General features: G+C 68.7%; 21 protein-coding genes and 1 pseudogene. 11 read left to right on the top strand and 11 right to left on the bottom strand.

What is annotated here, in order from left to right; all coding sequences use genetic code 11:
- The first annotated feature begins 295 nt into the window (after window positions 1–295).
- Window positions 296–901, top strand: coding sequence for a TetR/AcrR family transcriptional regulator (locus ABZ348_RS09835; protein ID WP_358931159.1), 606 nt, complete (start codon window positions 296–298; stop codon window positions 899–901).
- A gap of 130 nt (window positions 902–1,031) precedes the next feature.
- On the opposite strand, the gene ABZ348_RS09830 is transcribed toward ABZ348_RS09835, so the two are convergent.
- A complete protein-coding gene (locus tag ABZ348_RS09830) occupies window positions 1,032–1,550 on the bottom strand; it encodes an Lrp/AsnC family transcriptional regulator (RefSeq protein WP_358931616.1) in 519 nt (172 codons plus the stop codon).
- A 204-nt stretch (window positions 1,551–1,754) separates the two neighbouring features.
- Here ABZ348_RS09830 and pdhA point away from each other — a divergent pair, with 204 nt between their 5' ends.
- The 5 genes from pdhA to ABZ348_RS09805 all read left to right on the top strand — a co-directional run bounded on the left by pdhA (window position 1,755) and on the right by ABZ348_RS09805 (window position 8,240).
- Entirely contained in the window at window positions 1,755–2,891 is a 1,137-nt protein-coding gene (pdhA, locus tag ABZ348_RS09825; RefSeq protein ID WP_358931614.1) for a pyruvate dehydrogenase (acetyl-transferring) E1 component subunit alpha, read from the top strand.
- Entirely contained in the window at window positions 2,888–3,907 is a 1,020-nt protein-coding gene (locus ABZ348_RS09820) for an alpha-ketoacid dehydrogenase subunit beta (protein WP_358931157.1), read from the top strand. The genes pdhA and ABZ348_RS09820 overlap by 4 nt, the downstream gene beginning before the upstream one ends.
- Entirely contained in the window at window positions 3,907–5,541 is a 1,635-nt protein-coding gene (locus ABZ348_RS09815; RefSeq protein WP_358931156.1) for a dihydrolipoamide acetyltransferase family protein, read from the top strand. The genes ABZ348_RS09820 and ABZ348_RS09815 overlap by 1 nt, the downstream gene beginning before the upstream one ends.
- Before the next feature lie 93 nt (window positions 5,542–5,634).
- Entirely contained in the window at window positions 5,635–6,807 is a 1,173-nt protein-coding gene (locus ABZ348_RS09810; RefSeq protein WP_358931154.1) for a DUF6457 domain-containing protein, read from the top strand.
- Complete coding sequence (locus ABZ348_RS09805; RefSeq protein ID WP_358931152.1) at window positions 6,804–8,240, top strand: molybdopterin molybdotransferase MoeA; 1,437 nt, start codon at window positions 6,804–6,806, stop codon at window positions 8,238–8,240. The genes ABZ348_RS09810 and ABZ348_RS09805 overlap by 4 nt, the downstream gene beginning before the upstream one ends.
- 88 nt (window positions 8,241–8,328) lie before the next feature.
- On the opposite strand, the gene ABZ348_RS09800 is transcribed toward ABZ348_RS09805, so the two are convergent.
- Window positions 8,329–9,444 (bottom strand): potassium channel family protein, encoded by a 1,116-nt coding sequence (locus ABZ348_RS09800; protein WP_358931150.1) that lies wholly within the window; start codon window positions 9,442–9,444, stop codon window positions 8,329–8,331.
- Window positions 9,445–9,711: 267 nt separating this feature from the next.
- Between ABZ348_RS09800 and ABZ348_RS09795 the strand changes: the two are divergent.
- Together ABZ348_RS09795 and ABZ348_RS09790 are read left to right on the top strand one after the other, a co-directional pair.
- Window positions 9,712–10,383: pseudogene (locus ABZ348_RS09795) on the top strand (NAD(P)-binding protein); the annotation flags it as partial.
- 214 nt (window positions 10,384–10,597) lie between these two features.
- Window positions 10,598–11,590 (top strand): NAD(P)H-quinone oxidoreductase, encoded by a 993-nt coding sequence (locus ABZ348_RS09790; RefSeq protein WP_358931148.1) that lies wholly within the window; start codon window positions 10,598–10,600, stop codon window positions 11,588–11,590.
- A 164-nt stretch (window positions 11,591–11,754) separates the two neighbouring features.
- Here ABZ348_RS09790 and ABZ348_RS09785 read toward each other — a convergent pair whose 3' ends face one another.
- The 3 genes from ABZ348_RS09785 to ABZ348_RS09775 all read right to left on the bottom strand — a co-directional run bounded on the left by ABZ348_RS09785 (window position 11,755) and on the right by ABZ348_RS09775 (window position 16,077).
- Window positions 11,755–12,297, bottom strand: a complete 543-nt coding sequence (locus ABZ348_RS09785) for a bacterial proteasome activator family protein (protein WP_358931147.1) — start codon at window positions 12,295–12,297, stop codon at window positions 11,755–11,757.
- 106 nt (window positions 12,298–12,403) lie between these two features.
- Window positions 12,404–15,280 (bottom strand): ABC transporter permease, encoded by a 2,877-nt coding sequence (locus ABZ348_RS09780; protein ID WP_358931145.1) that lies wholly within the window; start codon window positions 15,278–15,280, stop codon window positions 12,404–12,406.
- Window positions 15,277–16,077 (bottom strand): ABC transporter ATP-binding protein, encoded by an 801-nt coding sequence (locus ABZ348_RS09775; RefSeq protein ID WP_358931143.1) that lies wholly within the window; start codon window positions 16,075–16,077, stop codon window positions 15,277–15,279. The genes ABZ348_RS09780 and ABZ348_RS09775 overlap by 4 nt, the downstream gene beginning before the upstream one ends.
- Between ABZ348_RS09775 and ABZ348_RS09770 the strand changes: the two genes are divergently transcribed.
- Window positions 16,076–16,216 carry a hypothetical protein gene (locus tag ABZ348_RS09770; RefSeq protein ID WP_358931142.1) on the top strand — a complete coding sequence of 47 codons (141 nt, stop codon included), beginning with the start codon at window positions 16,076–16,078 and terminating at the stop codon, window positions 16,214–16,216. The two genes, ABZ348_RS09775 and ABZ348_RS09770, sit on opposite strands and share 2 nt — an antisense overlap.
- A gap of 267 nt (window positions 16,217–16,483) precedes the next feature.
- Here ABZ348_RS09770 and ABZ348_RS09765 read toward each other — a convergent pair whose 3' ends face one another.
- Together ABZ348_RS09765 and ABZ348_RS09760 are read right to left on the bottom strand one after the other, a co-directional pair.
- Complete coding sequence (locus ABZ348_RS09765; RefSeq protein ID WP_358931140.1) at window positions 16,484–17,254, bottom strand: PadR family transcriptional regulator; 771 nt, start codon at window positions 17,252–17,254, stop codon at window positions 16,484–16,486.
- Between the two features lie 143 nt (window positions 17,255–17,397).
- The gene (locus ABZ348_RS09760) at window positions 17,398–17,598 is read right to left on the bottom strand and encodes a hypothetical protein (RefSeq protein WP_358931138.1); all 201 of its coding nucleotides are present in this window, start codon (window positions 17,596–17,598) and stop codon (window positions 17,398–17,400) included.
- A 760-nt stretch (window positions 17,599–18,358) separates the two neighbouring features.
- Here ABZ348_RS09760 and ABZ348_RS09755 point away from each other — a divergent pair.
- On the top strand, window positions 18,359–18,721 hold the full coding sequence (locus tag ABZ348_RS09755) for a hypothetical protein (protein ID WP_358931136.1): 363 nt from the start codon (window positions 18,359–18,361) through the stop codon (window positions 18,719–18,721).
- A 181-nt stretch (window positions 18,722–18,902) separates the two neighbouring features.
- Here the strand turns inward: ABZ348_RS09755 and ABZ348_RS09750 are convergent, their stop codons facing one another.
- Window positions 18,903–20,561, bottom strand: coding sequence for a protein kinase (locus ABZ348_RS09750; RefSeq protein ID WP_358931134.1), 1,659 nt, complete (start codon window positions 20,559–20,561; stop codon window positions 18,903–18,905).
- 431 nt (window positions 20,562–20,992) lie between these two features.
- Here ABZ348_RS09750 and ABZ348_RS09745 point away from each other — a divergent pair, with 431 nt between their 5' ends.
- Entirely contained in the window at window positions 20,993–22,567 is a 1,575-nt protein-coding gene (locus ABZ348_RS09745; protein ID WP_358931612.1) for a protein kinase, read from the top strand.
- A 44-nt stretch (window positions 22,568–22,611) separates the two neighbouring features.
- Here ABZ348_RS09745 and ABZ348_RS09740 read toward each other — a convergent pair whose 3' ends face one another.
- The 3 genes from ABZ348_RS09740 to ABZ348_RS09730 form a co-directional block, all read right to left on the bottom strand.
- On the bottom strand, window positions 22,612–23,613 hold the full coding sequence (locus tag ABZ348_RS09740; protein ID WP_358931132.1) for a phosphotransferase: 1,002 nt from the start codon (window positions 23,611–23,613) through the stop codon (window positions 22,612–22,614).
- 15 nt (window positions 23,614–23,628) lie between these two features.
- Entirely contained in the window at window positions 23,629–24,045 is a 417-nt protein-coding gene (locus tag ABZ348_RS09735) for a pyridoxamine 5'-phosphate oxidase family protein (RefSeq protein WP_358931130.1), read from the bottom strand.
- A gap of 159 nt (window positions 24,046–24,204) precedes the next feature.
- Entirely contained in the window at window positions 24,205–24,870 is a 666-nt protein-coding gene (locus ABZ348_RS09730; RefSeq protein WP_329021328.1) for a response regulator transcription factor, read from the bottom strand.
- Between the last annotated feature and the right edge of the window lie 237 nt (window positions 24,871–25,107).

Below are 25,107 nucleotides of genomic sequence, written 5' to 3'. Positions count from 1 at the left end.
GAACGATCGGTCGGGACAAGGGGGCCTGTCAAACCTGTGGATAACTCATCCGCGAGGATCACTCCCGTGACGGTCGGCAGGTGCCGGACGCTCCCGCCGGGCCGGGTGTGCCGACTGTTGCAGAATGTGCACACTCGGATTCCCGGCGGTCGCTACGGGCCAGCCCCGCGCCCTTCCCGCCCCCTCACACCGATGCGGACACGGGCGTGGAAGATGGTCCTGTGGCCGATGGCCGGTCGGGGGGCGAGGCGAGCCACGGAGGTCCCGGGCGCAGCAAGGACAGAGGAGCGGACGGATGACCACGGCCAAGCGCGACACGTACACCCCGGAGACGTTGCTGACCGTCGCCGTACGGATATTCAACGATCGCGGCTATGACGGCACCTCCATGGAGCACCTCTCCCAGGCCGCTGGGATCTCCAAGTCCTCCATCTACCACCATGTCTCGGGCAAGGAGGAGCTGTTGCGTCGTGCGGTCAGTCGGGCGCTCGACTCCTTGTTCGCGGTGCTGGATGAGACGGGTGCCCAGAGGGGGCGGGCCGTCGAGCGGGTCGAGTATGTGATCCGCCGCACCGTGGAGGTGCTGATGGCGGAACTGCCCTATGTGACCTTGCTCCTGAGGGTGCGCGGCAACACCAAGACCGAGCGGTGGGCCCTGGAGCGACGCCGGGAGTTCGACCAGCGGGTTGCCGATCTGCTGAAGGCCGCGGCAGCGGAGGGCGACCTCCGGGGGGACGTGGACTCGCGGCTGGCCACCAGGCTGCTCTTCGGAATGGTGAACTCGCTGGTGGAGTGGTACCGACCCCACCCCGGCGGCGGCCATGACGTCCAGCTCGCGGACACGGTCGTACGGCTGGCCTTCGACGGGCTGCGTACGGACGGCACCGCCGGTCACGTCTGATCATCGCCGGTCACGTCTGATCATCGCTGGGCCGGTAAGGCACGGCTCCGCCTGGGTGATGGCGGTTCGGGGTACTCCGCGCACGGGCGGGGACGCCGCTGCCAACGGGGCGTGGGCCGCCCTGAGGGGCTCAGACGGGCTCTTCGCCGGGTGGGGAGAGCGTTGGTGTCATCGGATGGAGATCCGTCTCTTCGAAGACCAGCAGGGTGCGCGTGGACAGCACTTCGGGGATGGCCTGGAGGCGGGTGAGCACCAGTTCGCGCAGGGTGCGGTTGTCCGGGGCGTGCACAAGGAGCAATACGTCGAAATCGCCGCTGACCAGGGCGATGTGCGCCGCGCCCGGGAGAGCCTCCAGCTGTTCGCGGACGGTTCGCCATGAGTTCTGGACGATCTTGAGCGTGATGTAGGCGGATGCCCCCTGCCCGGCCCGTTCATGATCGACCCGAGCGCTGAAGCCGCGGATCACTCCATCGTGGATGAGCCGGTTGATCCGTGCGTACGCATTGGCGCGGGAGACGTGGACGCGTTCGGCGACCGAACGAATTGAGGCACGGCCGTCGGTTTGGAGGATGCGCAGGATGTCGCGGTCGATGGGGTCCAGGGCGCGAGACGGAGTGACCCGTCCGCCGTGGTCCCCGCCCTCGGCCATTTGTTCAGCTGCCATATCCCCCCGCCTCCCCAGCATGGACGACCGGTTTCCATCACAGGTTGTGGAGAACCGTTTGTCCACAGGCTGGAGGTGCCTGTAGCCAAATTGCGCCAGCGACCGAACAATCGGTAGGTGAGGCGCGCCACATTCGGGCCGCTTCGCCATCGCTCCCACGAGGAGGTGCTCGCATTGCGCAAAAGCAGCATGACGGTCCAGGAGCTGCCCGGTGCCGTCGCCTACCGACCCACCCCGCCCCCGGCGTGGAAGCCCCGCATCGATCCCGCTCCCCTGCTTCCCGACCCGGAGCCCCACCGCGTGCTCGGCACGAAGGCCGCTGCGGACGTCGATCCCGAGCTGCTGTTGACGTTGTACGCACAGTTGGTCCGCGGCCGTCGCTACAACACCCAGGCGACCGCCCTGACCAAACAGGGCAGGCTCGCCGTCTACCCGTCGAGCACCGGGCAGGAGGCGTGCGAGGTCGCCGCCGCGCTCGCGCTGGAGGAGCGGGACTGGCTCTTCCCCAGCTATCGGGACACGCTCGCAGCGGTGGCGCGCGGTCTGGATCCGGTGGCCGCGCTCACGCTGCTGAGAGGGGACTGGCACACCGGGTACGACCCGCGTGAGCACCGGATAGCGCCCCTGTGCACCCCGCTCGCCACCCAGTTGCCGCATGCGGTTGGGCTGGCTCACGCGGCCAGGCTGAAGGGGGACGACGTCGTCGCGCTCGCCATGGTCGGAGACGGCGGGACCAGCGAGGGAGACTTCCACGAGGCGCTGAACTTCGCGGCGGTCTGGCAGGCACCCGTCGTCTTCCTCGTCCAGAACAACGGCTTCGCGATCTCGGTGCCCCTGGCCAAGCAGACCGCGGCACCTTCCCTCGCCCACAAGGCCGTCGGCTATGGGATGCCCGGCCGGCTGGTCGACGGGAACGACGCTCCCGCAGTGCACCAGGTCCTGACCGAAGCGGTTGCGCGGGCCCGGCGGGGCGGCGGGCCCACGCTGATCGAGGCGATCACCTACCGCATCGACGCCCACACGAACGCCGACGACGCGACGCGCTACCGGACCTCCGACGACATCGACGCCTGGCGCGAGCACGACCCCATCCGTCTGATGGAGCAGGAGCTGACCCGGCGCGGACTGCTCGACGAAACGGTCAAGGGGGCCGCAACAGATGCGGCCGAAGCCATGGCAGCCGATCTGCGGCAACGGATGAACGCCGATCCGGCGCTCGACCCCATGGACCTCTTCGCCCACGTCTATGCCGAACGCAGTACCCAGCTACAGGAGCAGGCGGCGCAGCTGCGGGCCGAGCTGGAAGCAGAGGGAGATCAGCGATGACCACGGCCGCGGAGCACTCCGCCCCCGCCAAACCGGCGACCATGGCACAGGCGCTCCAGCGCGCGATGCGCGACGCCATGGCGGAGGACCCGACCGTCCATGTGCTCGGTGAGGACGTCGGCACCCTGGGAGGCGTCTTTCGGATCACGGACGGGCTCGCCAAGGAGTTCGGCGACGACCGCTGTACGGACACCCCGTTGGCTGAGGCGGGCATCCTCGGCACGGCGGTCGGCATGGCCATGTACGGCTTGCGGCCGGTGGTCGAGATGCAGTTCGACGCCTTCGCCTATCCGGCGTTCGAGCAGCTGATCAGCCATGTGTCACGCATGCGCAACCGCACCCGGGGAGGGCTTGCGCTCCCCCTCACCGTGCGTGTGCCCTACGGCGGCGGCATCGGTGGCGTCGAGCACCACAGCGACTCTTCCGAGGCCTACTACATGGCCACCCCGGGCCTCCAGGTCGTCACCCCGGCGACCGTCGAGGACGCCTACGGGCTGCTCCGGGCCGCCATCGCCTCGGACGATCCGGTGGTCTTCCTGGAGCCGAAGCGGCTGTACTGGTCGAAGGCGGCCTGGTCGGCGCAGGAGCCGGCCGCTGTGGAGCCCATAGGCCGCGCCGTGGTCCGGCGGGCCGGTCGCAGCGCCACGCTGATCACCTACGGGCCGTCCCTGCCGGTCTGTCTGGAGGCGGCGCAGGCAGCGGAGGCCGAGGGCTGGGACCTTGAGGTCGTCGACCTCCGCTCGCTGGTGCCCTTCGACGACGAGACGGTCTGTGCGTCCGTCCGGCGCACGGGCCGAGCGCTCGTCGTCCACGAGGCGACCGGCTTCGGCGGGCCCGGGGGAGAGATCGCCGCCAGGGTGACGGAGCGCTGTTTTCACCACCTGGAGGCTCCGGTACTGCGAGTGACCGGTTTCGACATTCCCTATCCACCACCGATGCTGGAGAGGCACCATCTGCCTGGAGTGGATCGGGTGCTGGACGCGGTCGCGCGATTGCAGTGGGAGGCGGGGAGCTGATGGCGCAGGTACTGGAGTTCAAGCTGCCGGATCTCGGCGAGGGGCTGACCGAAGCGGAGATCGTGCGCTGGTTGGTCGCCGTGGGCGATGTGGTGGCGATCGACCAGCCTGTCGTCGAGGTGGAGACGGCCAAGGCGATGGTGGAGGTGCCGTGTCCTTATGGGGGCGTGGTGACGGCCCGATTCGGTGAAGAAGGCTCCGAGCTGCCGGTGGGGGCACCCCTGCTGATGGTCGCCGTCGGGGCGACGGCAGAGAAGGAAGCGACCGGGACGTCCGGTGGGCAGTCCGCGGCCACTGCCGGGAGCCCTGCCGGGTCGGGTTCCACTGAAGGCGCCGATGCCGCTTCGGGCTCAGGGCGGCCCCGCTCGGATGAGCCGGCGTCGAACGGATCGGCGTCGAACGGATCGGCGTCGACCGGATCAGCATCAGACATATCGGCGGCCAACGGATCGGTGCGGGACGCATCGGTGCGGGACGGACGGGCCGAGGGCTCGGGGAACGTCCTGGTCGGCTATGGCACGGGGGCCCCGGCCGCCCGGCGCCGCAGGATTCGACCGACCGTTCCGGGAGCGGCACCGCACGGGCCGGATCGATCCGTGGCGCCCGCCCGCACGAACGCCGCTGCCCCCGCCACCCGGTCGGGAACCGTGCGTCCGGATGCGCGGAGCACCGTCAACTCGGCGGGCAGGGCGATGGACCTCAGCTCCACCGATCCGGGCGGAGCCGGCGGGCCGCTGCCCGTGATCTCACCCCTGGTACGACGTCTCGCCCGGGACAACGGGCTGGATCTGCGGCAACTGCCCGGATCGGGACCGGACGGGCTGATCCTGCGTGCGGACGTGGAGTACGCCTTGCGGGCGGCAAGCGCCGCCACGGCCTCGGCTCCGCCCGCGCCCAAGCCGGTCCCCCAGCCGGCGTCCGCTGCCGCGGCCCCGGGTGACAGTCGGGGCGAGCGGATACCGCTGCGCGGACTCAGGGGCGCGGTGGCGGACAAGCTGTCCCGTAGCCGCAGCGAGATTCCCGACGCCACCTGCTGGGTGGACGCCGACGCAACCGAACTCATGGCCGCCCGCGCCGCCATGAACACGGCAGGGAGGCCCAAGGTCTCATTGCTGGCGCTCCTCGCCCGGATCTGCACCGCCGCCCTGGCACGACACCCGGAGCTCAACTCCACGGTGGACCTCGAAGCCCGAGAGGTCGTGGTCCTTCCCGAGGTGCATCTGGGGTTCGCCGCACAGACCGAACGCGGGCTGTTCGTACCGGTGGTGCGGGACGCGCACCTGCGGTCCGCCGAATCGCTCTCGACGGAGTTCGCCCGGCTGACCGAAGGGGCCAGGGAAGGGACCCTCACCCCCGCAGAGCTCACGGGCGGCACCTTCACCCTCAACAACTACGGAGTGTTCGGCGTCGACGGCTCCACCCCGATCATCAACCACCCCGAGGCCGCGATGCTCGGCGTGGGGAGGATCGTGCCCAAGCCGTGGGTGCACCAGGGCGAGCTCGCCGTGCGCCAGGTCGTCCAGCTCTCGCTCACCTTCGACCACCGGGTGTGTGACGGAGGCACGGCCGGAGGGTTCCTGCGTTACGTGGCCGACTGCGTGGAGCAGCCGGCGGTCCTGCTGCGCGGTCTCTAGTGATGTGACCGGAGAGTCACAGCACTAGCCATGAAGATCGGATAGCTGCTCCGGCCGCTTCTCCGGTCGGAGCCGGCGAACGATACTTCAGCCATGACGGACACGACAGCCACCGACGCCTTCGATGCGATCGTGCTGGCCGGAGGCAGTGCACAGCGTCTGGGCGGAGCCGACAAGCCGGGGCTCAGCGTGGGTGGGCGCACCTTGCTCGACCGGGTTCTCTCCGCCTCCCGAGGTGCCCGCCGCACGGTGGTCGTCGGAGGGCGGAGGGGTACCGAGCGTCCAGTGGTCTGGGCTCGGGAGGACCCTCCCGGAGGCGGTCCCGTCGCTGCCCTGGACGCCGGACTCCGCCAGCTGGCCAGGGAGTGGAGGCGGACGGCCGACCTCCCCCGGCGCCCGGCGGAGGCCGATCGGGCCACAGCCATGAACGGGACCGAGGAAATCGGCCGGGGCGGGTCGGGGAGCGGCCCTTCGACAACCGGATCCGGGAGCCAGGAGCCCATCGAGCCGCGGAACGTCCTGGTCCTCTCGGCGGATCTGCCCTTCCTCCGAGAACCGACCGTCCGGGGACTGGTCCGCGCCCTCGCGGCCGATGGGGCCGGTCGTGAGGGTGTGCTGCTCACCGACGCCGCAGGGCGCGAGCAGCCGTTGGTCGCCGTCTATCGGGTGGAGCCGCTGCGTCGGGAGATCGCCCTCCTGGCCACCGAGTACGGCCGCCTCCCCGGGCTGCCCCTGCGACTGCTCACCCGGGAACTGGACCTGGGGCGACTACCGGGTGGGCCGTCGGCCGCATTCGACTGCGACACCTGGGAGGACGTCTCCGCTGCCAGGGCCCGCATCAGGGAGCATGGACACGTGCTCGATGAATGGATTGCCGCGGTCAAGGATGAACTCGACATCGAACTCGATGTGGACGTGTCCGGGCTGCTCGACCTCGCCCGGGACGCCGCCCATGGAGTGGCACGTCCTGCCGCGCCCCTGACGACCTTCCTGGTGGGGTACGCGGCCGGTGTAGCAGCGCACCGAGGTCCGGAGGCCGTCACGGAAGCCACCCGGAAGGCCGAGGCGCTCGCTCGCCGCTGGGCTGAGGAGGCGACCACCGGCGCGGGAAGCCCTTCACCGGGCACCGGGTCGATCTCCGCCGCCGATCAGCCGGTGCCCGACGAGAGCGAGGGCGAAGGCCAGGACAGCAGCAGCAGTCGAGACAAGGGCCGGGACGTGCCTCCTGCCCCCGAGGTTGGTCCGGGAGAGACGGATGCCAGATGAACCGTCGACAGCGTAGAACCACGCCAACGGCCAGCACACCGGGAACGGAAGCCAGGCCCAGAGCCAACGCCCCTTCGGGAGTGGATGGCGCCCAGCCTGACGAAGCCGCCCGGAAGGCAAGCGAGCCCGACGGCTTCGCGGATGCCCTCGCCCTCGTGGGGCGTCAGGCGCCTGCTGTCGCTGCTCAGGAGAGAAGCCGGGACGCCGCCCCCGATCGATCAGGCGGGCTGCGGCCCATGTCATGGGCGTCGGCTCGAACCCTTGCTGCACGTGCCGGCCTGGCCTGCCCTCCACGTACCCGACGGGTTCCGCTGGAAGAGTCGTTGGGCCACCTCCTGGCCGATCCGCTCGTCGCGATGGGTGATCTACCGCCCTTCGACACCTCCGCCATGGATGGATGGGCGGTTGCCGGCCCGGGCCCCTGGGCGATCGGCGGCGGCGGTTCCGTGCTCGCCGGACAGAGCGCCACCGTGCCCTTGGAGGATGGTTCGGCGGTCAGGATCGCCACCGGTGCTCGTATTCCACCCGAGGCCACTGCCGTGATCCGTACCGAACACGCCCGTACGGACGAAGGCCATCGACTGCTCAGCACGGACAGACCCACCAGCCCTGGGCAGGACATCAGGCCACGCGGGCAGGAATGCCGCTCCGGTGATCAACTGCTTCCTGCCGCCTCGCTGGTCACCCCCGCAGTCCTGGGGATGGCCGCAGCCGCCGGATACGACGACCTGTCGATCGTGATGCGACCACGGGCTGAGGTTCTGATCCTCGGCGATGAGCTGCTTACCGAGGGACTGCCACACGACGGGCTGATCCGGGACGCACTGGGGCCGCTGGTGGGCCCCTGGCTCACTTCGCTCGGAGCCGAGGTGATCGGCACCCGGCTGCTCGGCGATGACGCGGATGCGCTCTACCAGGCGATCACCACCTCGGAAGCCGATCTCATTCTGACGACCGGTGGCACTGCGGCCGGACCGGTCGACCATGTCCACCCCGTACTACAGAAGGCGGGTGCCGAGCTGCTCATCGATTCGGTTGCCGTGCGGCCGGGGCATCCGATGCTGCTGGCAGCCTGGGGACTTCAGGGCAGTCGTGGGCGCCCTCGTCATCTGCTGGGTTTGCCCGGCAATCCGCTTGCCGCGGTCTCGGGTCTGCTGTCCCTCGCTCAGCCGCTGTTGAGAGGACTCATCGGACTGCCCCTACCCGCTCCTTACCGTGCGTCGATAAGGGATCCGCTGTCGGGCCACCCGTATGACACCCGACTCGTCCCCGCTGTCCACCGCGAGGGTCAACTGGTACCGCTGCGCTATGGCGGGCCGGCGATGCTGCGCGGTGTGGTCGCTGCCGATGGCCTGGTCGTGGTCCCGCCGGGCGGTGTTCGGTCGGGTGAGCTCGTTGAACTATTGGATCTGCCGTGGACCTTCGGGCCGTAGACCACGACCCATGTGTTTCACGTGAAACGTGCCGAACGGGTCATGCCCCACCCCAAGGTCATCCCATCAATCTGCTCCTCCCAGCTGGTCAGTCCGTCGAGAAGTCGGTCTCTTCCCGGCTGATCGTGATCAGTTGGTCGCCGAACTGGAGTTGCGCGCACTCGGGGTCGGCATAGTCGAGCATCTTCTTCCTGCGGACGACGGCCACCACGAGATCGGCGCATTCACGGGGCGATCGCCCTACCTCGCCCTTGGTGACGGAGCGTTCCGTGAGGTTCAGCCCGCTGCCGCGCGTCATCAGATCTTCCAGCGTGTCGGCCACGTGGGGGCTCGCCATCGAGACGCCCAACAGCCTTCCCGCGGAACTGGAGCTCGTGACCACCGTGTCGGCGCCGCTCTGCTTCAGCAGCGGTACGTTCTCGTCCTCGCGGACCGCGACCACGATGGCGGCCCTCTTGTTGAGCTGGCGGGCGGTGAGGGTGACCAGGGTCGCGGTGTCGTCCCGCTGTGGAGCGATGATCACTCGGGCGGCAGCCTGGAGCTCTGCCTTGAGGAGCGTTCGAGATCGGGTGGCGTCTCCGAGGACCGCCACCAGCCCATCGGCGCTCGCTGCGTCCACGGCCTTCTGTTGAGGATCGACCACAACGATCTTCTCCTTGGGGATGCCCTGCCCCCGGAGCGTCTCGATGGCGTGCCGCCCCTTGGTGCCGTAGCCGACGACGATGACGTGGTTCCGCATTCGGGAGCGCCAGCGGTGCACACGAACCTGCTGACGGGTTCGCTCGGTGAGCACTTCCAGCGTGGTGCCGACCAGGATGATCAGGAACAGCACGCGCAAGGGAGTGATGATGAAGATGTTCGTCAGTCTCGCCCCGTCGCTGACGGGAGCGATGTCGCCGTAGCCGGTCGTGGAGAGGGTGACGGTCGTGTAGTACGCGGCGTCGAGGAAGTCGACCTTCCCGTCCGCGTTGTCGTTGTAGCCGGCACGGTCGAACCACACCAGCAGCGTGGTGACGACCAGGACGAGCAGGGCCATGGCCAACCGCCGCAGCACCTGCTGGAGCGGTGGGACGCTTGCCTGAGCGGGCATGGTGATGGCGCGACCCGCTTCGTCATCGTCGCGGGCCTCACTGCGCGAGCGGTACCAAAGGGATCGCAGGATCGAGAGTCTCCCTGCCTTGGTCGGCGGTTTCTCGTCCCTCATCGGTGTTCCCCTCTGGCGGCTGCCCGGTCGATCGCTCCGGCATGGTGCCCATGGTCCCCGATCTTGCGCGACGAGGCGGTAACTCTGGATACCGCGCCGGGGTACGAGACGGGCTGCCCGGGTGACCTCCCGAGCTCCCGAGGCGCACGGGACGCCGGAACGCGGCCTCGGTGACCGCGTTGGCGGTAGCGTCGGTGATCCGGGCCGCGGGGTCCGGCCACACCCCTGGCGCAGATCACTCGGCCCGCTTCGGGGTGGGTACCAGACCGTTGGAGGCTTGGCTTGCGAGAGCACACCGTCATCGTCGGATTCGGTACGAAGGGCCGCTCCGCGATTCTGACGCTGACCGCCACGGGTCTGGAGAAGGAGAAGATCATTGTCGTCGATCCCAGTACAAAGGTGATCGAGGCCGCCGCATCCGAGGGCTTCGCCGGCGTCGTGGGAGACGCCACCCGTAGCGATGTACTCATCCGGGCCGAGGTCCAGCGAGCGGGACGGATCATCATCGCCACACAGCGCGACGACACGGCCGTCCTGGTCGCCCTCACCGCCCGGCAGTTGAACCGGGAGGCGAAGATCGTCGCGGCGGTCCGCGAGGAGGAGAACGCGCCCCTACTGCGGCAATCGGGCGCCGATGCGGTCATCACCAGCGCCAGCGCGGCCGGCCGGCTGCTGGGGCTCTCGGTGCTGAGCCCGAGTGCCGGAGCGGTGATGGAGGATCTGATTCAGCAGGGCAGCGGGCTCGATCTCGTCGAACGGCCGGTGATAAAGGCCGAGGTCGGACTGAGCGTGCGCGAGACCAATGACCTCGTGGTGAGCGTGCTGCGGGGCCATCGGCTGATCGGTTATGACGATCCGACCGCCAGTCCGCTCCAGTTGACGGACCGTCTGATCACGATCGTGCGCGCCAACGACTCCCTGCCGCCCCGCGACGCCTAAGCCGAACCCGGCGGCGTACATCCTCCCCTGCGCCAGGATCCTCCCCTGCGCAAGGAAAGGGAACGCACCCTGACTCCGGCTTCATACCGGTACATCCCTGCGGAGGAGTCCCAGGCTCCCGAGCACCGAGCCCCTGCTCACTCCCCGGGCCGGCGCGCGGTGTGTGTCGTGAGCCACGAGGTGCTGACCATGACCCGGGAGTACCCTCGCCGCCATGTATGCGATCACGATTCCCGAACCTGGTGGTCCCGAGGCGCTGGTGTGGACGACCGTGCCCGATCCGAAGCCGGGCGAGGGGGAAGTCCTCGTCGAGGTCGCGGCGAGCGCGGTCAACCGGGCTGACCTCCTCCAGCGGCAGGGTTTCTACGACCCGCCACCGGATGCCTCCCCCTATCCCGGGCTGGAGTGCTCCGGGCGCATCGTGGAACTGGGGAGTGGGGTGTCCGGCTGGGCCGTTGGCGATGAGGTGTGCGCCCTCCTCGCAGGCGGCGGCTATGCGCAGCAGGTCGTCGTACCCGTCGGGCAGTTGCTTCCGGTGCCCGAGGGCCTCGATCTGGTTTCCGCGGCTGCGCTGCCGGAAGTGACGGCGACCGTCTGGTCCAACGTCTTCATGATCGCCCATCTGCGTCCCGGCGAGACCATCCTGATCCACGGCGGTGCGAGCGGCATCGGCACCATGGCGATCCAACTCGCCAAGGCGGTCGGTGCCACGGTCGCGGTGACCGCCGGGGGCCCCGAGAAGTTGGCGCGCTGTGCCGAATTGGGCGCCGACATACTGATCGACTACCGCCAGCAGGACTTCGTCGAAGAGCTCCGCAAGGCCACGGCCGGCGCGGGCGCCGACGTCATCCTCGACATCATGGGCGCCAAGTATCTGGACCGGAATGTGCGCGCGCTGGCGGTCAACGGCCGGCTTGCGGTGATCGGACTCCAAGGCGGGGTCAAGGGAGAGCTGAACCTGGCGACCCTCCTCGGCAAGCGCGCCGCGGTGACCGCGACCTCCCTCCGCGGCCGTCCCCTGGGCGAGAAGGCGTCGATCGTCGCTGCGGTACGGGAACACGTCTGGCCGCTGATCGAAGCAGGCCAGGTGCGGGTGGTGATCGACCGCCGGCTGCCCCTGTCGGATGCGGCAGAGGCGCATCGGGTGCTGGAGCTCGGGGGGCACGTCGGAAAGGTGCTGCTCGTGGCGGCGGAAGACGCCTCTTAGCTCTTCTCACCGACGACTGCCCACGAGAGCCCACGAGAGCCCACGAGAGCCCATGAGCGCTCAGCGCTGGCGATCTTCGTGGAACAGGTGGCCAAGGGCAGCGGAACCCATGGGGGCCGGACGGGCTGAGCGCCCGGCCGGCCCCTGTCGCTCCACGACGGGACCTACAGATACGGCCCGGAGCGGATCGCCCCGTGCTGGGGGTGGTCCTCGTCATCGTGGGACGCACCGGGCGGCAGCGCCCGACGCATCTGCTCAAGTTGCGCTCGCGCGGCCATCTGCTGGGCGAACAGCGCAGTCTGAATCCCGTGGAAGAGCCCTTCGAGCCAGCCCACGAGCTGCGCTTGGGCGATGCGAAGCTCCGCCTCGGAGGGGATCGCCTCATCGGTGAACGGAAGGGAGAGCCGCTCCAGCTCCTCCACCAGCTCCGGAGCGAGGCCGTCTTCCAGTTCCTTCACCGAGCTCGAATGGATTTCCTTGAGCCGCACGCGGCTCGCCTCGTCCAGGGGCGCTGCCCTGACTTCTTCCAGCAGCTGCTTGATCATGCTGCCGATCCGCATGACCTTCGCGGGCTGCTCGACCATCTCCGTCAGCGGGACCTCGCGCGACTCGTCGTCACTGCCACCACCGCCGAGTGCCATCCCGTCCTGCCCCACGACAAGAACGTGGGGACTCTCTTGCGACCGTTCATTCCTCGGCATCTCCATGCCGCCATTCTCTCGCACATGTGCGTCATCAAGGATCTGCCCCGGTACCAGAGTGATCACTCTGGTACCGGGGCAGTGGGATTTCGGCCGGTGTCTCAGCCGTCGATCAGGTGGCCTCGCGGCGGGCCAGCGCACCACGGGAGCGCGTGACCAGCGCCGCCAGTACGGCGGCACCGAGCGGTACGGCCAACAACAGCAGTGCGAAGGTCTCCCACGGCAGCACCAGCGGGGCGTACGGCACCGTACCGGGGTCGTAGCCCATGTCGAGCGCCTCCTCGTACCACTTCGTCAGCTGGCGTTCCTCAACCAGTCGCAGACCGATCGCGGGCAGGATGCCCGCCGCCGATCCGAGCACAACGCCCATCACGGCCACCACCCCGCATTGGAAGCCACTGAGCGTCCTGCGCACCCTCGGCGGGGCGCCGACGGCAGCGAGCGTCTTGAGATCCGCCTCGGCATCCGCCTGGGCGAGGCCGGTGGCGATTCCGGCCGCACCGATGGTGATCAGTCCGGCGAAGATGGTTAGCGAGAGCAGGACGATGTCGTTCTGGCTCTCGTAGCCCTTCTCGATGTACAGGCTGACATCGCTGCCCGTCTTGTCCAGCTGGTCGTCGAGCCGCTGCACCTGTTCGCTGCTGGGTAGCTTCTCCGTGGTGAAGTACGCGCCGAACGGGACGGTCGTGAGGCCGGCCGCCTTGGCGGTGGCGGTCGGAATGATCATCATCAGGGAGTAGGACTTCGTCGTCTCAGCGGCCTGGTAGGCGTCGAAGGTCTTGATCTCGCCGGGCGGCTGCTTGCCTTCCTGCATGGCCTTGTCACTCGCCTCGCGGTCGGTGATCAGCCTCATCTGCACCTTGCCGCCCGGCCCGACCTTGCCGCTCTCGATGAAGCGACGGTCGAACGAGACGACCTTGCCTTCCTTGAGGGCCCGCTCCGCGGCGGCGTCCTTGATCCCGAGGACCGTGAGCAGTTTGTGATCGGCGACCACCACGCTGTCGCTGCCGCCCGACGGGCCGCCGTTGGCGCAGCGCCAGTCCTGGGAGAGCTTGCGTCGCTCGGCCTTGCTGAACTTCTCCTCGGCAGATGCCTGGGGGTTGGCCGGATCGACCTTCCACAGGGGGCACTCATGGGCCGGTGGCAGGACCAACCGGCTTTCGCCGCAGCCCTTCGTATAGCTGTACAGATCGCAGTTGATGTTGCCGACCACGATCCGTGAGGTGTCCGCCTGCACATCGACCGGAAGGTTCCGCACAACCGCGGCGCGCGCAGTGGGGACGTCCCTACCGCCGCCTTCGTGCATTTGCAGCGATACCGCACCGTCCGGCAACTGGGCCGAGTACGAGGCCTTCATCTGGGCTTCCTCACTCGCGGCATAGGTGGCCACCGCCACCGTGCCCGCCACGGCCGCCAGCACCGCCGCCACGGCCGGAGCCGTACGTCCGCGATTGCGCACCGCGTCCCGCAGGGCGAGCCTCGGTGAGAGAGGGAGGAAACGTCCCACCCGACCGAACAGGCCGACCAGCGCAGGTGTCAGGGCGATGATGCCCAGCTCCGCGATTCCGCTGCCCGCTCCGACGAGCGTGATCTCATCGCTCACGGTCGAGCCGTAGAGCGCGACGGCGCCACCGATCAGGATGGCGATCAGCCCGACCACGGGCAGTGTCCGGTTGCTCTTGCGCACACCACGACGTCCGGTGAGCGAGGAGAGGATCGACTGTCGGGACGAGGTGATGGCCGGGACCAGCGCCGCCATCACACCCGTGAAGACCGCGAGCAGTGCGATGCCGAGCAGTTCCAACGGTCGGATCTCCAGACCGCCGAATCGCTGGCCGAACCACTCTTCCAACGGTGACTGGAGTGCGAAGGTGAGCAGCAGTCCCAGGGTGGTGCCGATGACGGCCGCGACCACGCCGATGACCAGTCCGCCGGCGAGGACGATGGCACGGATGTGACTGCGGTCTCCGCCGTTGGCTCCGACCAGACCCAGTTGACGACGCGAGCGTCTGGCGCCGACGGCGAACGCGGGGCCCGCCAGCAGACAGATCTCCAAGATGGCCAGCCCCGCGACGGTGGCGGCAGCCGCAAGAGCCGTTGCCTGACCGGCCGTGCTCATGTCGAAGGTGCCCCAGCCGTCGCGCTGATAGATCGGCACATCGGACTTGGCAGGCGGGTCCAACAGCACCGCTCGTGATGTGATCACCACGCCCTTGGCGTTGGCCTGTTGGACCATGTTCCACGTGAAACGTCCCTCGACGTCCACCAGATAGGTGGTCGATGACCCGCTGCCGCGCAGCCCCGCCTTCTTCTGGGCCTTGTCGTACGGTTCGAGGAAGGTACCGGGGAGGAAGGTGACCTGGTCGGTCTTCAGAGCGCCGGACAGCTCATACGAACCCACGATCCGGTACTCCTGGTCGAAGCCCCTGGCGCTGAGCTTCGACCCCACCTTGAGTTGGCTCTCCTCCAGGAAGTGCTTGGACGCCGCCACTTCGCCGGCCTTCTGCGCGAACCGGCCCTGGAGCAGGGTCAACATTCCCTTGGCCATGGGGTCCGTGGCCTGCAACTCGCGGACTTCGGTGGCCAGTAGCCCATGCTTGGTACGCAGCTTGGCGTTGCCCGACGTATCGGCCAGCAGCTTGGCGCCGGGAGGCAGAGCCTTCTTGACGTCCGTCTTGCCGCCCTCGCCCGGAAGCGTGGGGCCGGAGTCCTCCTCGACCGAGGTGTAGCCGTCGCCGTCCGGTGTTTGCAGGATCGGCACACCGCCCATGCCCGGATCGGACATCTGGGCGTCCGAGCCGCCCATGGCCTGCTCGATCCTCTGCTCGGTGGACACATCAGAACTGCGCAGCGTCACGTTCGCCGCACTCACACCGAGGATGGGCAGGGCGATCATCGCCAGGACGAGCGAACTGCGGCCCTTGTAGCGCCATGCGTCACGGCGGGCGATGCGTATCGCAGCCCACCAGGAGTGGTACCAGGTCTTCACAGCTGGTCTGCTCCCCGGCCCGAGCCCGTCTGGCCGGAGGCACCGGCTGTGGCGCCCGACAGCAGCGAGTCGGCCTGGCTGCGTACGGTCTGGTCGACGACCGCACCATCGCGGAGGAAGACCACCCGGTCCGCCCAGGCCGCGAAGCGGGGTTCGTGCGTCACCAGGATTCCGGCGGCCCCCGCGTCACAGCGGGAGCGCAGCAGGGCGAGTACGGATTCACCGGTCTCGGAGTCCAGCGCACCGGTCGGCTCGTCGGCGAGGACCAGACGGCGTTCACCGACCAGCGCACGGGCGATGGCCACGCGTTGTTGCTGGCCACCGGACATCTCGTCAGGGAAGCGGTCGGCGAGATGACCGAGGTCCATTTCCTCCAGCGCGGCCAGGGCTTCGACCCGGGCCTTGCGCGCGGAGACTCCGTCCAACTCGCGCGGGAGCGAGACGTTCTCCGCTGCGGTGAGGGCCGGTATCAGGTTGTAGTCCTGGAAGACGTAACCGATGCTGCGCCGACGCAGTGCGGCGAGCTTCTTGCGGTTCGCGTTGGTGATGTCGGTGTCCTCGACGATCACCCGGCCCGAGGTGGGCATGTCGAGACCGCCTGCGATGGTGAGCAGCGTGGACTTCCCGGAGCCGGACGGCCCCATCACGGCGACCAGTTCACCGGGAAAGACATCGAGATTGATGCCGCGCAGGGCGTGTACCTCGGTGGCACCGGATCCATGGACGCGCGTCAGCTCCTGGAGTTGCAGGACGGGCCGTCGTTGCTGCTGTGGCTGAGGTGGTGTGGATGTGGACATGGGTAACGTCCCCCTAGGGCTGGTGGTCGAGCGGAAGGCCGGCGACCGGGACGGTCTGCGTGGCCTGACGACGGGGCTGTTGCTGTGGGCGGCGGACGGGCGCCGCGGTGGTGGTCCGCATCCGGACCGGGTCTGCTGATGGGCAGAGGGGATCGGGCCGTCCGCGCCGGCTGGCGCCGGGAGCGGGGTTCCGCCGACTCCGGCGTGACGTCGAGCCGGGATCGAGACCGGGCTCGGGGCTGCCTGTCCCGGTGGGGTGCGAGCGTCTCTCCGAGACGTCCGGCGGGCGTGCCGCTGCCCGCCCCCGCCGGCTACGGCTGGTGTGCGCTGTTCCGAGACCTACGGAGGCCGGTCAGTTCCCCCGTACGTCTCGGAGCGCAGGGTTCACGGCTGGTGATCGCTGTTCTCAGGTGGAGGCCCTCGCCTGTTCCGTGCGGTTCCCCTGCTGTGGTGTTGGTCCGTCCGAGTGGGGTTCCGCATCCGCGTCCCCGGACGGGCCGTCCGATGCGGCAGCCGCATGCGGCGATGCAGCCGGAGGGGGGCCTGCCCCCGCCGCCGTGCCGGCCCCTGCCCCCGCACCTGCGCCGGTAACCGCCCCCGTGCCGGTACCCGCATCTGGCCTCGCTCCGGCCTTGGCCGAGAGCCTGATGAGCCGCACTTCGCAGTGGTCGAGCCAACGGGCCTCGGCCTCGGTCTGGAAGATCAGTTGTTCCAGGACGAGCAGCCAGGCCACGTCGTCCCGTTCCCCCGTACCGCCGTTCTCGATGGCGGTCAGTGCCTGGGCCTTGAGCCGGGTGTAGTCCTGCATCGCCTTCACGGTGTGGTGGCGTTGGGACTGGATCACGGCCCGGATGTCCACCCCGGGGGCTCCGATCGCCATCGCGAGCTTGATGGCGAGTTCGTTGCGCGGTGGGTTGCTGCGGTCCACCGGGCGCTCGAACCAACTCCTCAGTTCGGCCTTTCCCGCTTCGGTGATGCCGTATAGCGCGTGGCCGGCATCGTCCTCACCGGACTGCACCACCATTCCGTCGCGTTCGAGACGGTTGAGGGTGGTGTAGACCTGGCCCACGTTGAGCGGCCAGGTGGCCCCAGTACGTGATTCGAACTCCGTACGGAGTTGTGAGCCGTACCGGGGGCCGTGCTCCAGGAGGGCGAGAAGCCCGTGACGGATGGACATACTCGGTATGTATACCGGGTATGCCCATCCCGGCCAACCATCGGCAGTGGGAATCGCGGGGTCCGTCTCAAGGGGGAGTCGACGCGTTCCTCCGGGGGTTGCGCCGGCTCCGCGGACGTCTGCGCGAGGGGCCCAACAGGCGGCTAGCGCCGCCTCATCCGCACTCCGAGGAACCCGATCCCCAGCCCCATCAGTGCCATTCCGATGCCCAGGGAGAGCGGCGAGATCTGCTGCGCTGCCGGTGTGGGGACGGTCTGGACGGGTTGTTGGTGCGCGGCTGCGGGCGCATCGGTGTCCCGGGGGTCGTCCACGGCCGCGCCGGGCTCCTCCGTCTCAAGTGCCATGTCCTCCTCGGGAAGGGGGTCCGGGGCATCCCCGGATATCGCAGGAGGGGCCACGGAAGTCGAAGAGTTGGGACGATGCTGTGACACGGCACCCGTCGGGAGTGCGGACGAAGCGCCTGATTCGGAGTCCGACGGGCCCGTCGGACTCTCGGTCGGCGCGTTCGGCTGTTCGCCCGGCGAACGTCCCGGCCGGGTACGTCCCTCGCCGGCCGCCCGCCCCGCAAGGGACGCGGTGGGGGAAGCGGTGGGGCGTCCGTCGCGCGGTTCGTGGTCCACCGCGCGGGCGAGGGGTGGCGCGCAGAGCACGAACGCTGCCGCTGCGACGGCCGTCACGCATCGCCCGCGGAGCCTTGGAGTCACCCGGAACCCCTCCCGTGCCGAGCCGCTGGGTCAATGAAGCCAGCGTCACATGTGCGAATAAATCTGGCATCTCGGGCGGTGCTCAAGAGGGAGTGGGGGTGATCGGGGAAGCCGAGGTCAGGGGCTTGGTTGCGACAAAGTGGACAGAGGCCCGCACAACGGCAAGGCCGGGGGTTGACGGGTCAAGCCGTCTGCCTGGTCAGGGTGATGGCAGGCGGAGGGGTGCTTCAACGATCGGCATGCGTCACCATGGTCTGCCAGGCGAAACGGCATGTGGCCGTCCGGTGCGTGCGGTCCGTCGGTGAGGGTGGGGTCCGTGGATCAGAGCGAAGACCAGATCTTGGCTGAGGAGCTCGCTGCTCTCGGTGCAATGGGTGGGGGCAGCGGTCGCCTGGTCCGGGTGGTGGCCAAGCTGATGAGGAAGAACGTCCATGAGATCGATCTGTTCGTTCCCCTGCCTTTCGACGATGCACTGAAGCGCGTCTCCCGTGTGCTCGGGAAGGCGGGGCACGTTGTTGAGACCGCACCGGTTCGCCTTGGTGAGGACGAAACCATCCGAATCGTCGCCAGCGGCGGTGCCGGCGGTCTGAATCCCGTAGTGGTGACCGCGCGAGTGCTGAAGGCTGACGGGGACAGCTCGGAGGTCTGGCTGCGGGCAGCTGCCAAGGAGGGGCTGATCAGGCAGCGAGCCGGGGAGAAGACCGCCGTCCGTCTCGCAGCCCAGTTGAGCAGGGCGACCGGAGCGGACAGGGCAGAAGGGTGAGCGCCAAGCCGACAGCGGAAGCGGCGGCCGACGAAGCGCTCCTCGTCCGCAGGCCCGGGAGCCCCGGACCCTCCGCAACGCACCCCGACGAGTCAGCCGAGGCCAGCCCAGCCCAGGCCAGCCGAGGTGAGCCCAGCCCAGCTCAGCCCCGTACCAGACGGGCCAACCCGTACCAGACGGGTCAGCCCGAGGTACCCGTGGAGATCGTCAACTCGAACTCCTGGTTCTTCGGCTCCACCGCGGAGTTCTTGCGCGGGAACTGGTCGATCACCGCGTCCTTGGGCCACTGGGGGTTGTTCTCCTCGCGCACCGTCCAGGTCCATCCCGCAGCGCGCAGACACTCCTTCACCGAGAGCACGTCCTTGTAGACCAGATCGGGCGCCTGCACCTTCGCCGGGTCCCCGCTGTCCTCGTAGGCGTCGGTGCACTTCCTGGTCTCGATGGTCCGCGTGCGGTCCGGCGGGAGCGCGGTGCCCGCGTTCGCGGTCGCCGAAGCGGATGCGTTGGGGTCGCTCGTCCGCGTGCCGTTGGTGTCGTCGTCCTTGGTGCGGTCCTGGACCGCCGAGATCACTCCGCCGATGATCACCAGACCGAGGAAGACCGAGGCCAGAGTGATCACGACCTTGCGCCCGGTGTTGCGGGGCGCGGGGGCGTTCTGCGCGGGGGAGATGGTGTACGAGTGCGGTGAGACCCCCGCCAGCGGACCGCTCGCCGGATATCCCGGCCCCGGGGTGGGCGGGCCTGGTGTGTGCGGCCCCGCTGGATGCGGTGCGGGTGTGTGGGGCGCCTGCGGATAGCCGTACTGAGGTGTCGGAGCCCCGTACGGTCCCGGCTGGTAGGGCGACTGCACGCCCTGCTGCGGGGGCGGTGCGGACTGGTCCAGCGGCGGGAAGACCGTCGAGGACACTCCCGAACCGCTGCCCGTGGGAGCCCCACTGACGATCACCGGTGCGGCACCCTGTCCGGCGTTCGCCACGCGTGCGCAGGCGTCGGCCATCGCGGCGGCGCTGGGGAACCGCTCGTTCGGGTTCTTCTTCAGCGCCCGTGCGACCAGCGCGTCCATCGCGGGTGTGATCGACCGGTTGATCGTGGAGGGCGCAACGGGCTCCTCCTGGACGTGTGCGTACGCGATGGCCAGCGGTGAGTCCGCATCGAACGGAAGTCGTCCGGTGAGCAACTGGAAGAGCATGATGCCGACCGAGTAGAGATCGGAACGCGCATCCACCCCGCGGCCGAGGGCCTGCTCGGGTGACAGGTACTGGGGAGTACCCACCACCATGCCGGTCTGTGTCATGGAGGTGACGCCCGACTGCATCGCCCGCGCGATGCCGAAGTCCATCACCTTGACCACGCCGCGCTTGGTCATCATCACGTTGCCGGGCTTGATGTCCCGGTGCACCAGCCCGACCTCGTGGCTGGTCTCCAACGCCGCCAGTACGTCGGCGGTCACCTTGAGGGCCTTGTCGGCCGGCATCGCGCCGTACCGCTGGACGTCGGAGCCCAGAACGGATCCGAGCGGTTGCCCCTCCACGTACTCCATGACGATGTACGGCATCAGGGCGCCGCCCAACTCGTCCTCGCCCGTGTCGAAGACGGAGACGATGTTGGGGTGCGACAGTTTGGCGACGGATTGTGCCTCGCGCCGGAACCGCTCGCGGAACGACTGCTCGCGCCCCAGTTCCGTGTGGAGGGTCTTGATCGCCACCTGGCGATCGAGCGCCGAGTCGTAGGCCAGATAGACGGAGGCCATTCCGCCCTCGCCGAGCAGATCGCGGAGTTGATATCGGCCACCCGCCAGCGAACCGCCCGCATAGCGGCCCTGCGCGCCGTCCTGGCTCATGACTGTGCTTCCCCCTCGGCGCGGACGCCACGGCGAACAGGAAATTTCGGCTAACGCGGCAAACCGGCGCGAAAGGTGTTCATTTCCTGGCGATCCGTGTTCCGTGCCCCCGTTGAAGTTCGGTTGACCTTAGGGTCTGGTGTCTCGTTCCTTAAGACCCGCTCCCATGAGGACCGGTGCCCTGTGAAACTGAGATCAGTGATCCCTATTTACGGGGCAAGTCTGCCCGAGGGGTCCGGCACGTCAAGCCGGGTGCCCGATCCGTGACCGTAAGCACAAGAAGCGTCCTGTAAGCGTTACAAGAGATCCATGAATTTGCGTGGCCTGGCTCACAGCGGGTTTGATGACCGGTCGATCCCAGCCAGCCCTGTCCGGTGAAGGCTGTAGCGTGAGGCCACGCAACGGATACACAGATGAGACGGCGAGGACTGATGGCACCCGAACCCGAAGCCGGCGGCGGCGTGCCCGATGCACCGGACTCCTGGGGTATCGGCAAAGTGGTCGGTGACGGCCGCTACCGCATGACGCACCGCCTGGGGCGCGGCGGCATGGCCGAGGTCTTCGCGGCGGAGGACGTACGGCTGGGTCGCACCGTCGCGGTGAAGCTGCTGCGCACCGATCTCGCCGAGGACCCGATCGCCAAGGCCCGCTTCACCCGCGAGGCCCAGTCGGTCGCCGGACTCAACCACCATGCGATCGTCGCCGTGTACGACTCCGGCGAGGACCAGGTGGGCGGCCAGCCCGTCCCGTACATCGTCATGGAGTTGGTCGAGGGTCGTACGATCCGCGATCTCCTCATCAACGCCGAGGCTCCCCCGCCGGAGCAGGCGTTGATCATCGTCTCCGGGGTGTTGGAGGCACTGGCCTACTCGCACCAGCACGGTATCGTCCACCGGGACATCAAGCCGGCGAACGTCATCATCACCAACTCCGGTGCCGTCAAGGTGATGGACTTCGGCATCGCCCGGGCGCTGCACGGCGCTTCCACGACGATGACGCAGACCGGCATGGTCATGGGCACGCCCCAGTACCTCTCGCCCGAGCAGGCGCTGGGCAAGGCCGTCGACCACCGCTCGGACCTCTACGCCACCGGCTGTCTCCTCTACGAACTCCTCGCGCTGCGTCCTCCGTTCACGGGCGAGACCCCGCTCTCGGTGGTCTACCAACACGTCCAGGACATTCCGCTGCCCCCGTCCGAGGCGTCGGACGTGGTGCCGCCCGAGCTCGACGGCCTGGTGATGCGTTCGCTCGCCAAGGACCCGGACGACCGGTTCCAGAGCGCCGAGGAGATGCGCGGTCTGGTCCAGTACGGCTTGCAGATGCTCCAGCAGCAGGGCAGCCACAACGGCAGCTGGAACACCGGCCCCGTGCACACCCAGGACAGCCGCCCGGCCGGCCCCGGGCTCGGCATGGCCAGCCCGGCGACCACGATGCACCACCCCGTCCACGGGGACACCTCCCAGGCCCCGATCCTGCCGCCGATGAACCCGGATGACGGCGCGTACGACGGTGGGCGCCGCGACGGTCGGGGCGGTAACAAGGGATGGCTGGTGGCCGCCCTGGCGCTGGTCGCCGTGGTGGCGGGCGTCGCGTACGCGCTGAGCCAGACCGAGACGCCATCGGGCAAGGGCACGGACGACACCAAGACCTCGCAGAGCCCGTCCGCGCCCTCCGTGACCACCTCGCCGTCCGCGGAGAGTTCCGAATCGGACGACGAGCCGGACGACGAGCCCGACGAGAACCCCAAGCAGTCGTACTCCCGCCCGTTCACCAAGGACCCCAAGCCGTCCAAGTCGTGGGAGCCCACCTACGACCCCGAGCCCACGAACTCCGTGGAGCCGTCCAACACCATCACCGGGCCGACCCAGCCCGAGCCGGGCAACTCGCAGTCGGAGGAGCCGCCCGGTCCGAGCAACGAACCGGGTCCCGGTACGAGCGGTGACCCCGGTGGTGGCGATCCCGGCGGCGCCAACCAGGGCGGCGGCGGCACCAACCCGCAGGAGTGAGCACGACCGGAGCCCGGACCCTTCACGGGGCCCGGGCTCCGAAGCTATGCCGTGAAGGCGTCCCGGACCGCCTCGTACTCCCTCGTCCACCACACCGCCAGGGCTGACACCGCACCGAACTGCGGGTCGGCCCTGCGGTCGTGCAACTGGTACCGCCAGCGCAATATCCAGAAGTCGTTGAGGCGTTCCCACCACACCCGGTGGACGGCCGCCGCCAACTCCGCCGCGTCGGCCCCCGCCGCCTTGCGGTACGCCCGTGCGTACGCCCGCACCTTCGGCAGGGCAAGTTCGCCGGCCGGTTGGACGAAGAAGATCGCCGCCGCCCGTACCGCTTCCTCCGCGCGGGGCTGTACGCCCAGCCGGTCCCAGTCCACGATGGCCGCCGGTTCGGCGCCCCGGTAGAGCAGGTTCAGCGGGTGGAAGTCCCCGTGCACCCAGCCGCCCGCGGAGGCCGGCGGCGGTCTGCGGTCGGCATGGAGTTCCAGGAGCGATCTGCGCTCCAGCAGCCGGTGTTCGGCGAGGGTGTCGAAGATGTCGTGGGGCCGGGCGGACCGGGAGAGCGCGAGGAGCTCATCGATCTGGTTGAAGGTCTCGACGGGGTCGGCGCTCTCGCAGACCCGCCGCTGGGTGGAGTCCATCACCCGTTCGAGGCAGACGTGGACGAGCCCGAGCAGCGAGCCGAGTTGGCGCGACTGGACCATGCTCAGCTGCGCCCCGTCGCGGTGGCGACCCTCGATCCAGGGGTGGAGGGCGTAACAGTCGCCGTCGATCACCGCGACCGTGTCCCCGTGCGCGTCCCGGACGGGAGGGGCGACCGGTACGCCGAGCGTCTGGAGCCGCTGGGTGGCGCGGTGCTGGTGGGCGATGGCCTCGTGGTCGTCGTCGAGATGGTGCTTCAGGAAGTAGATGCCCCTGGTGGTGACGAGACGGTAGCCGCGGTTGAGGAGGCCCTGGGTGACCCGTTCGCAGGAGAGCGGTTCACCGGGATCCTCATAGCGGTGCAGCAGGGCACCGACCGGCGGCGCAATGACAGATGAGCGCAGCACTCACCAAATGATAGATCACGCAGCGTGTCCGTCGTGCAGCTCTTCGCAATAATCGAGGGTGTGCACGGTCACGAACTGCGGCTCGACCCGCATGAAGACCGCCTCGAAGCTCTCTCCGTCGGCCTGGAGCGGCTCATGGCCGAAGAGCGGAATCACCTCGTCGGGCGGCTGGACGATCTCCGCCATGCCCGTGAACTGCACGGACCACAGGGTCGGGCCGCCCGAGTTGAAGTTGTCCGCGCCGTAGGCCACGACGCTGCCGTTGCAGGCGCGGTGGTAGCCGAAACCGCGGTGGATGCGGAGCAGCACCCGGCCGTCCTGCACGATGTGCCGGGCCGGAGCCACGAAGGGCATGGCCCGCATGCTCGTCGCCAGCCGGCCGTACGAGACGCCGGCGAGCAGCTCGATGGCGCTGAGTTCCTCGGTGGACATAGGTCCACTTTCGGTTACTTTGGCGTTGTGGGGAAGGGGCAGCCGCCCCTCCTCGACGGGGGCCGAAAGTCCCGTGATCGCCGACTCGGCACGTTTCCGAGGGCATCCGGGCTCCCGGACCACCGGTGTTCCGTGCGCGCCGGGTGCGCCGGGGGATGATCAGTGGTGCTGTCGCTCGGCCTGTATCCGGGCCACGTACGCGGCGGCCTGGGAGCGGCGCTCCATGCCCAGCTTGGAGAGCAGGCTGGAGACATAATTCTTGATCGTCTTCTCCGCGAGGTGGAGCCGCTCGCCGATGACCCGGTTGGTGAGCCCCTCGCCGATCAGATCCAGGATCTTGCGCTCCTGCTCGGTCAGTCCGGCGAGCTTGTCATTGCTCTTGGGGTTGTTTCCGTCGCGCAGTCGCTCCAGTACGCGGGCGGTGGCCACCGGGTCCAGGAGGGACTTTCCGGCTGCCACTCCGCGTACCGCCTCCAGCAGTTCGTTTCCACGGATCGCCTTGAGGACATATCCGGATGCACCCGCCATGATGGCGTCGAAAAGCGCCTCGTCGTCCGCGAATGACGTCAACATCAGGCATTTGATGTTCTCGTCCTGGGAACGGATCTCCCGACAGACCTCGACACCACTGCCGTCCGGCAGTCGTACGTCCAGTACGGCCACGTCGGGGCGGGTGGCGGGGATCCTGACCATCGCGTCCTCCGCCGTACCGGCCTCGCCGACGACCTCGATGTCGTCTTCGACCGAAAGGAGCTCGTGGACGCCACGTCGGACGACTTCATGGTCGTCCAAGAGGAATACAGTGATTTTTCGTTCTTCGCGCACGAATGCAGTCTCACACACCAGCTCTTCCCGTGCCCCGGGTGGCCGGTATACCGTGCCGATGTCTCGGCGGCCCACTGGGTCGTCACCCATGCTGATCAGGGCTCCTGCCAGCAGTGATCCCCCATTTTTTCCGTTTACTTGGAAATCCAAGCAAAAACGCAGGTCAAATGGGGTTTCGCAGGAATGTGCTGCACTGGGTAACGTGCCTTTTGACAGGGTCTCGTCGGGACACCTGTC

It is taken from the genome of Streptomyces sp. NPDC005963 (assembly GCF_040638655.1).
Lineage (GTDB): Bacteria > Actinomycetota > Actinomycetes > Streptomycetales > Streptomycetaceae > Streptomyces.
Note: the sequence above shows the minus strand (reverse complement) of the source record. Positions and strands in the feature narration are given on the sequence as shown.

Bases quoted from the DNA above. Each gene is read 5' to 3' on its own strand.
- ABZ348_RS09760 (WP_358931138.1), bottom strand. From the start codon at position 17,598: ATGGCACTTGAGACGGAGGAGCCCGGCGCGGCCGTGGACGACCCCCGG.
- ABZ348_RS09835 (WP_358931159.1), top strand. From the start codon at position 296: ATGACCACGGCCAAGCGCGACACGTACACCCCGGAGACGTTGCTGACC.
- ABZ348_RS09805 (WP_358931152.1), top strand. From the start codon at position 6,804: ATGAACCGTCGACAGCGTAGAACCACGCCAACGGCCAGCACACCGGGA.
- ABZ348_RS09800 (WP_358931150.1), bottom strand. From the start codon at position 9,444: ATGAGGGACGAGAAACCGCCGACCAAGGCAGGGAGACTCTCGATCCTG.
- ABZ348_RS09735 (WP_358931130.1), bottom strand. From the start codon at position 24,045: ATGTCCACCGAGGAACTCAGCGCCATCGAGCTGCTCGCCGGCGTCTCG.
- ABZ348_RS09750 (WP_358931134.1), bottom strand. From the start codon at position 20,561: ATGAGCCAGGACGGCGCGCAGGGCCGCTATGCGGGCGGTTCGCTGGCG.
- ABZ348_RS09820 (WP_358931157.1), top strand. From the start codon at position 2,888: ATGACCACGGCCGCGGAGCACTCCGCCCCCGCCAAACCGGCGACCATG.
- ABZ348_RS09830 (WP_358931616.1), bottom strand. From the start codon at position 1,550: ATGGCCGAGGGCGGGGACCACGGCGGACGGGTCACTCCGTCTCGCGCC.
- ABZ348_RS09810 (WP_358931154.1), top strand. From the start codon at position 5,635: ATGACGGACACGACAGCCACCGACGCCTTCGATGCGATCGTGCTGGCC.
- ABZ348_RS09815 (WP_358931156.1), top strand. From the start codon at position 3,907: ATGGCGCAGGTACTGGAGTTCAAGCTGCCGGATCTCGGCGAGGGGCTG.
- ABZ348_RS09770 (WP_358931142.1), top strand. From the start codon at position 16,076: ATGGGTAACGTCCCCCTAGGGCTGGTGGTCGAGCGGAAGGCCGGCGAC.
- ABZ348_RS09765 (WP_358931140.1), bottom strand. From the start codon at position 17,254: ATGTCCATCCGTCACGGGCTTCTCGCCCTCCTGGAGCACGGCCCCCGG.
- ABZ348_RS09790 (WP_358931148.1), top strand. From the start codon at position 10,598: ATGTATGCGATCACGATTCCCGAACCTGGTGGTCCCGAGGCGCTGGTG.
- ABZ348_RS09775 (WP_358931143.1), bottom strand. From the start codon at position 16,077: ATGTCCACATCCACACCACCTCAGCCACAGCAGCAACGACGGCCCGTC.
- pdhA (WP_358931614.1), top strand. From the start codon at position 1,755: ATGACGGTCCAGGAGCTGCCCGGTGCCGTCGCCTACCGACCCACCCCG.
- ABZ348_RS09745 (WP_358931612.1), top strand. From the start codon at position 20,993: ATGGCACCCGAACCCGAAGCCGGCGGCGGCGTGCCCGATGCACCGGAC.
- ABZ348_RS09785 (WP_358931147.1), bottom strand. From the start codon at position 12,297: ATGGAGATGCCGAGGAATGAACGGTCGCAAGAGAGTCCCCACGTTCTT.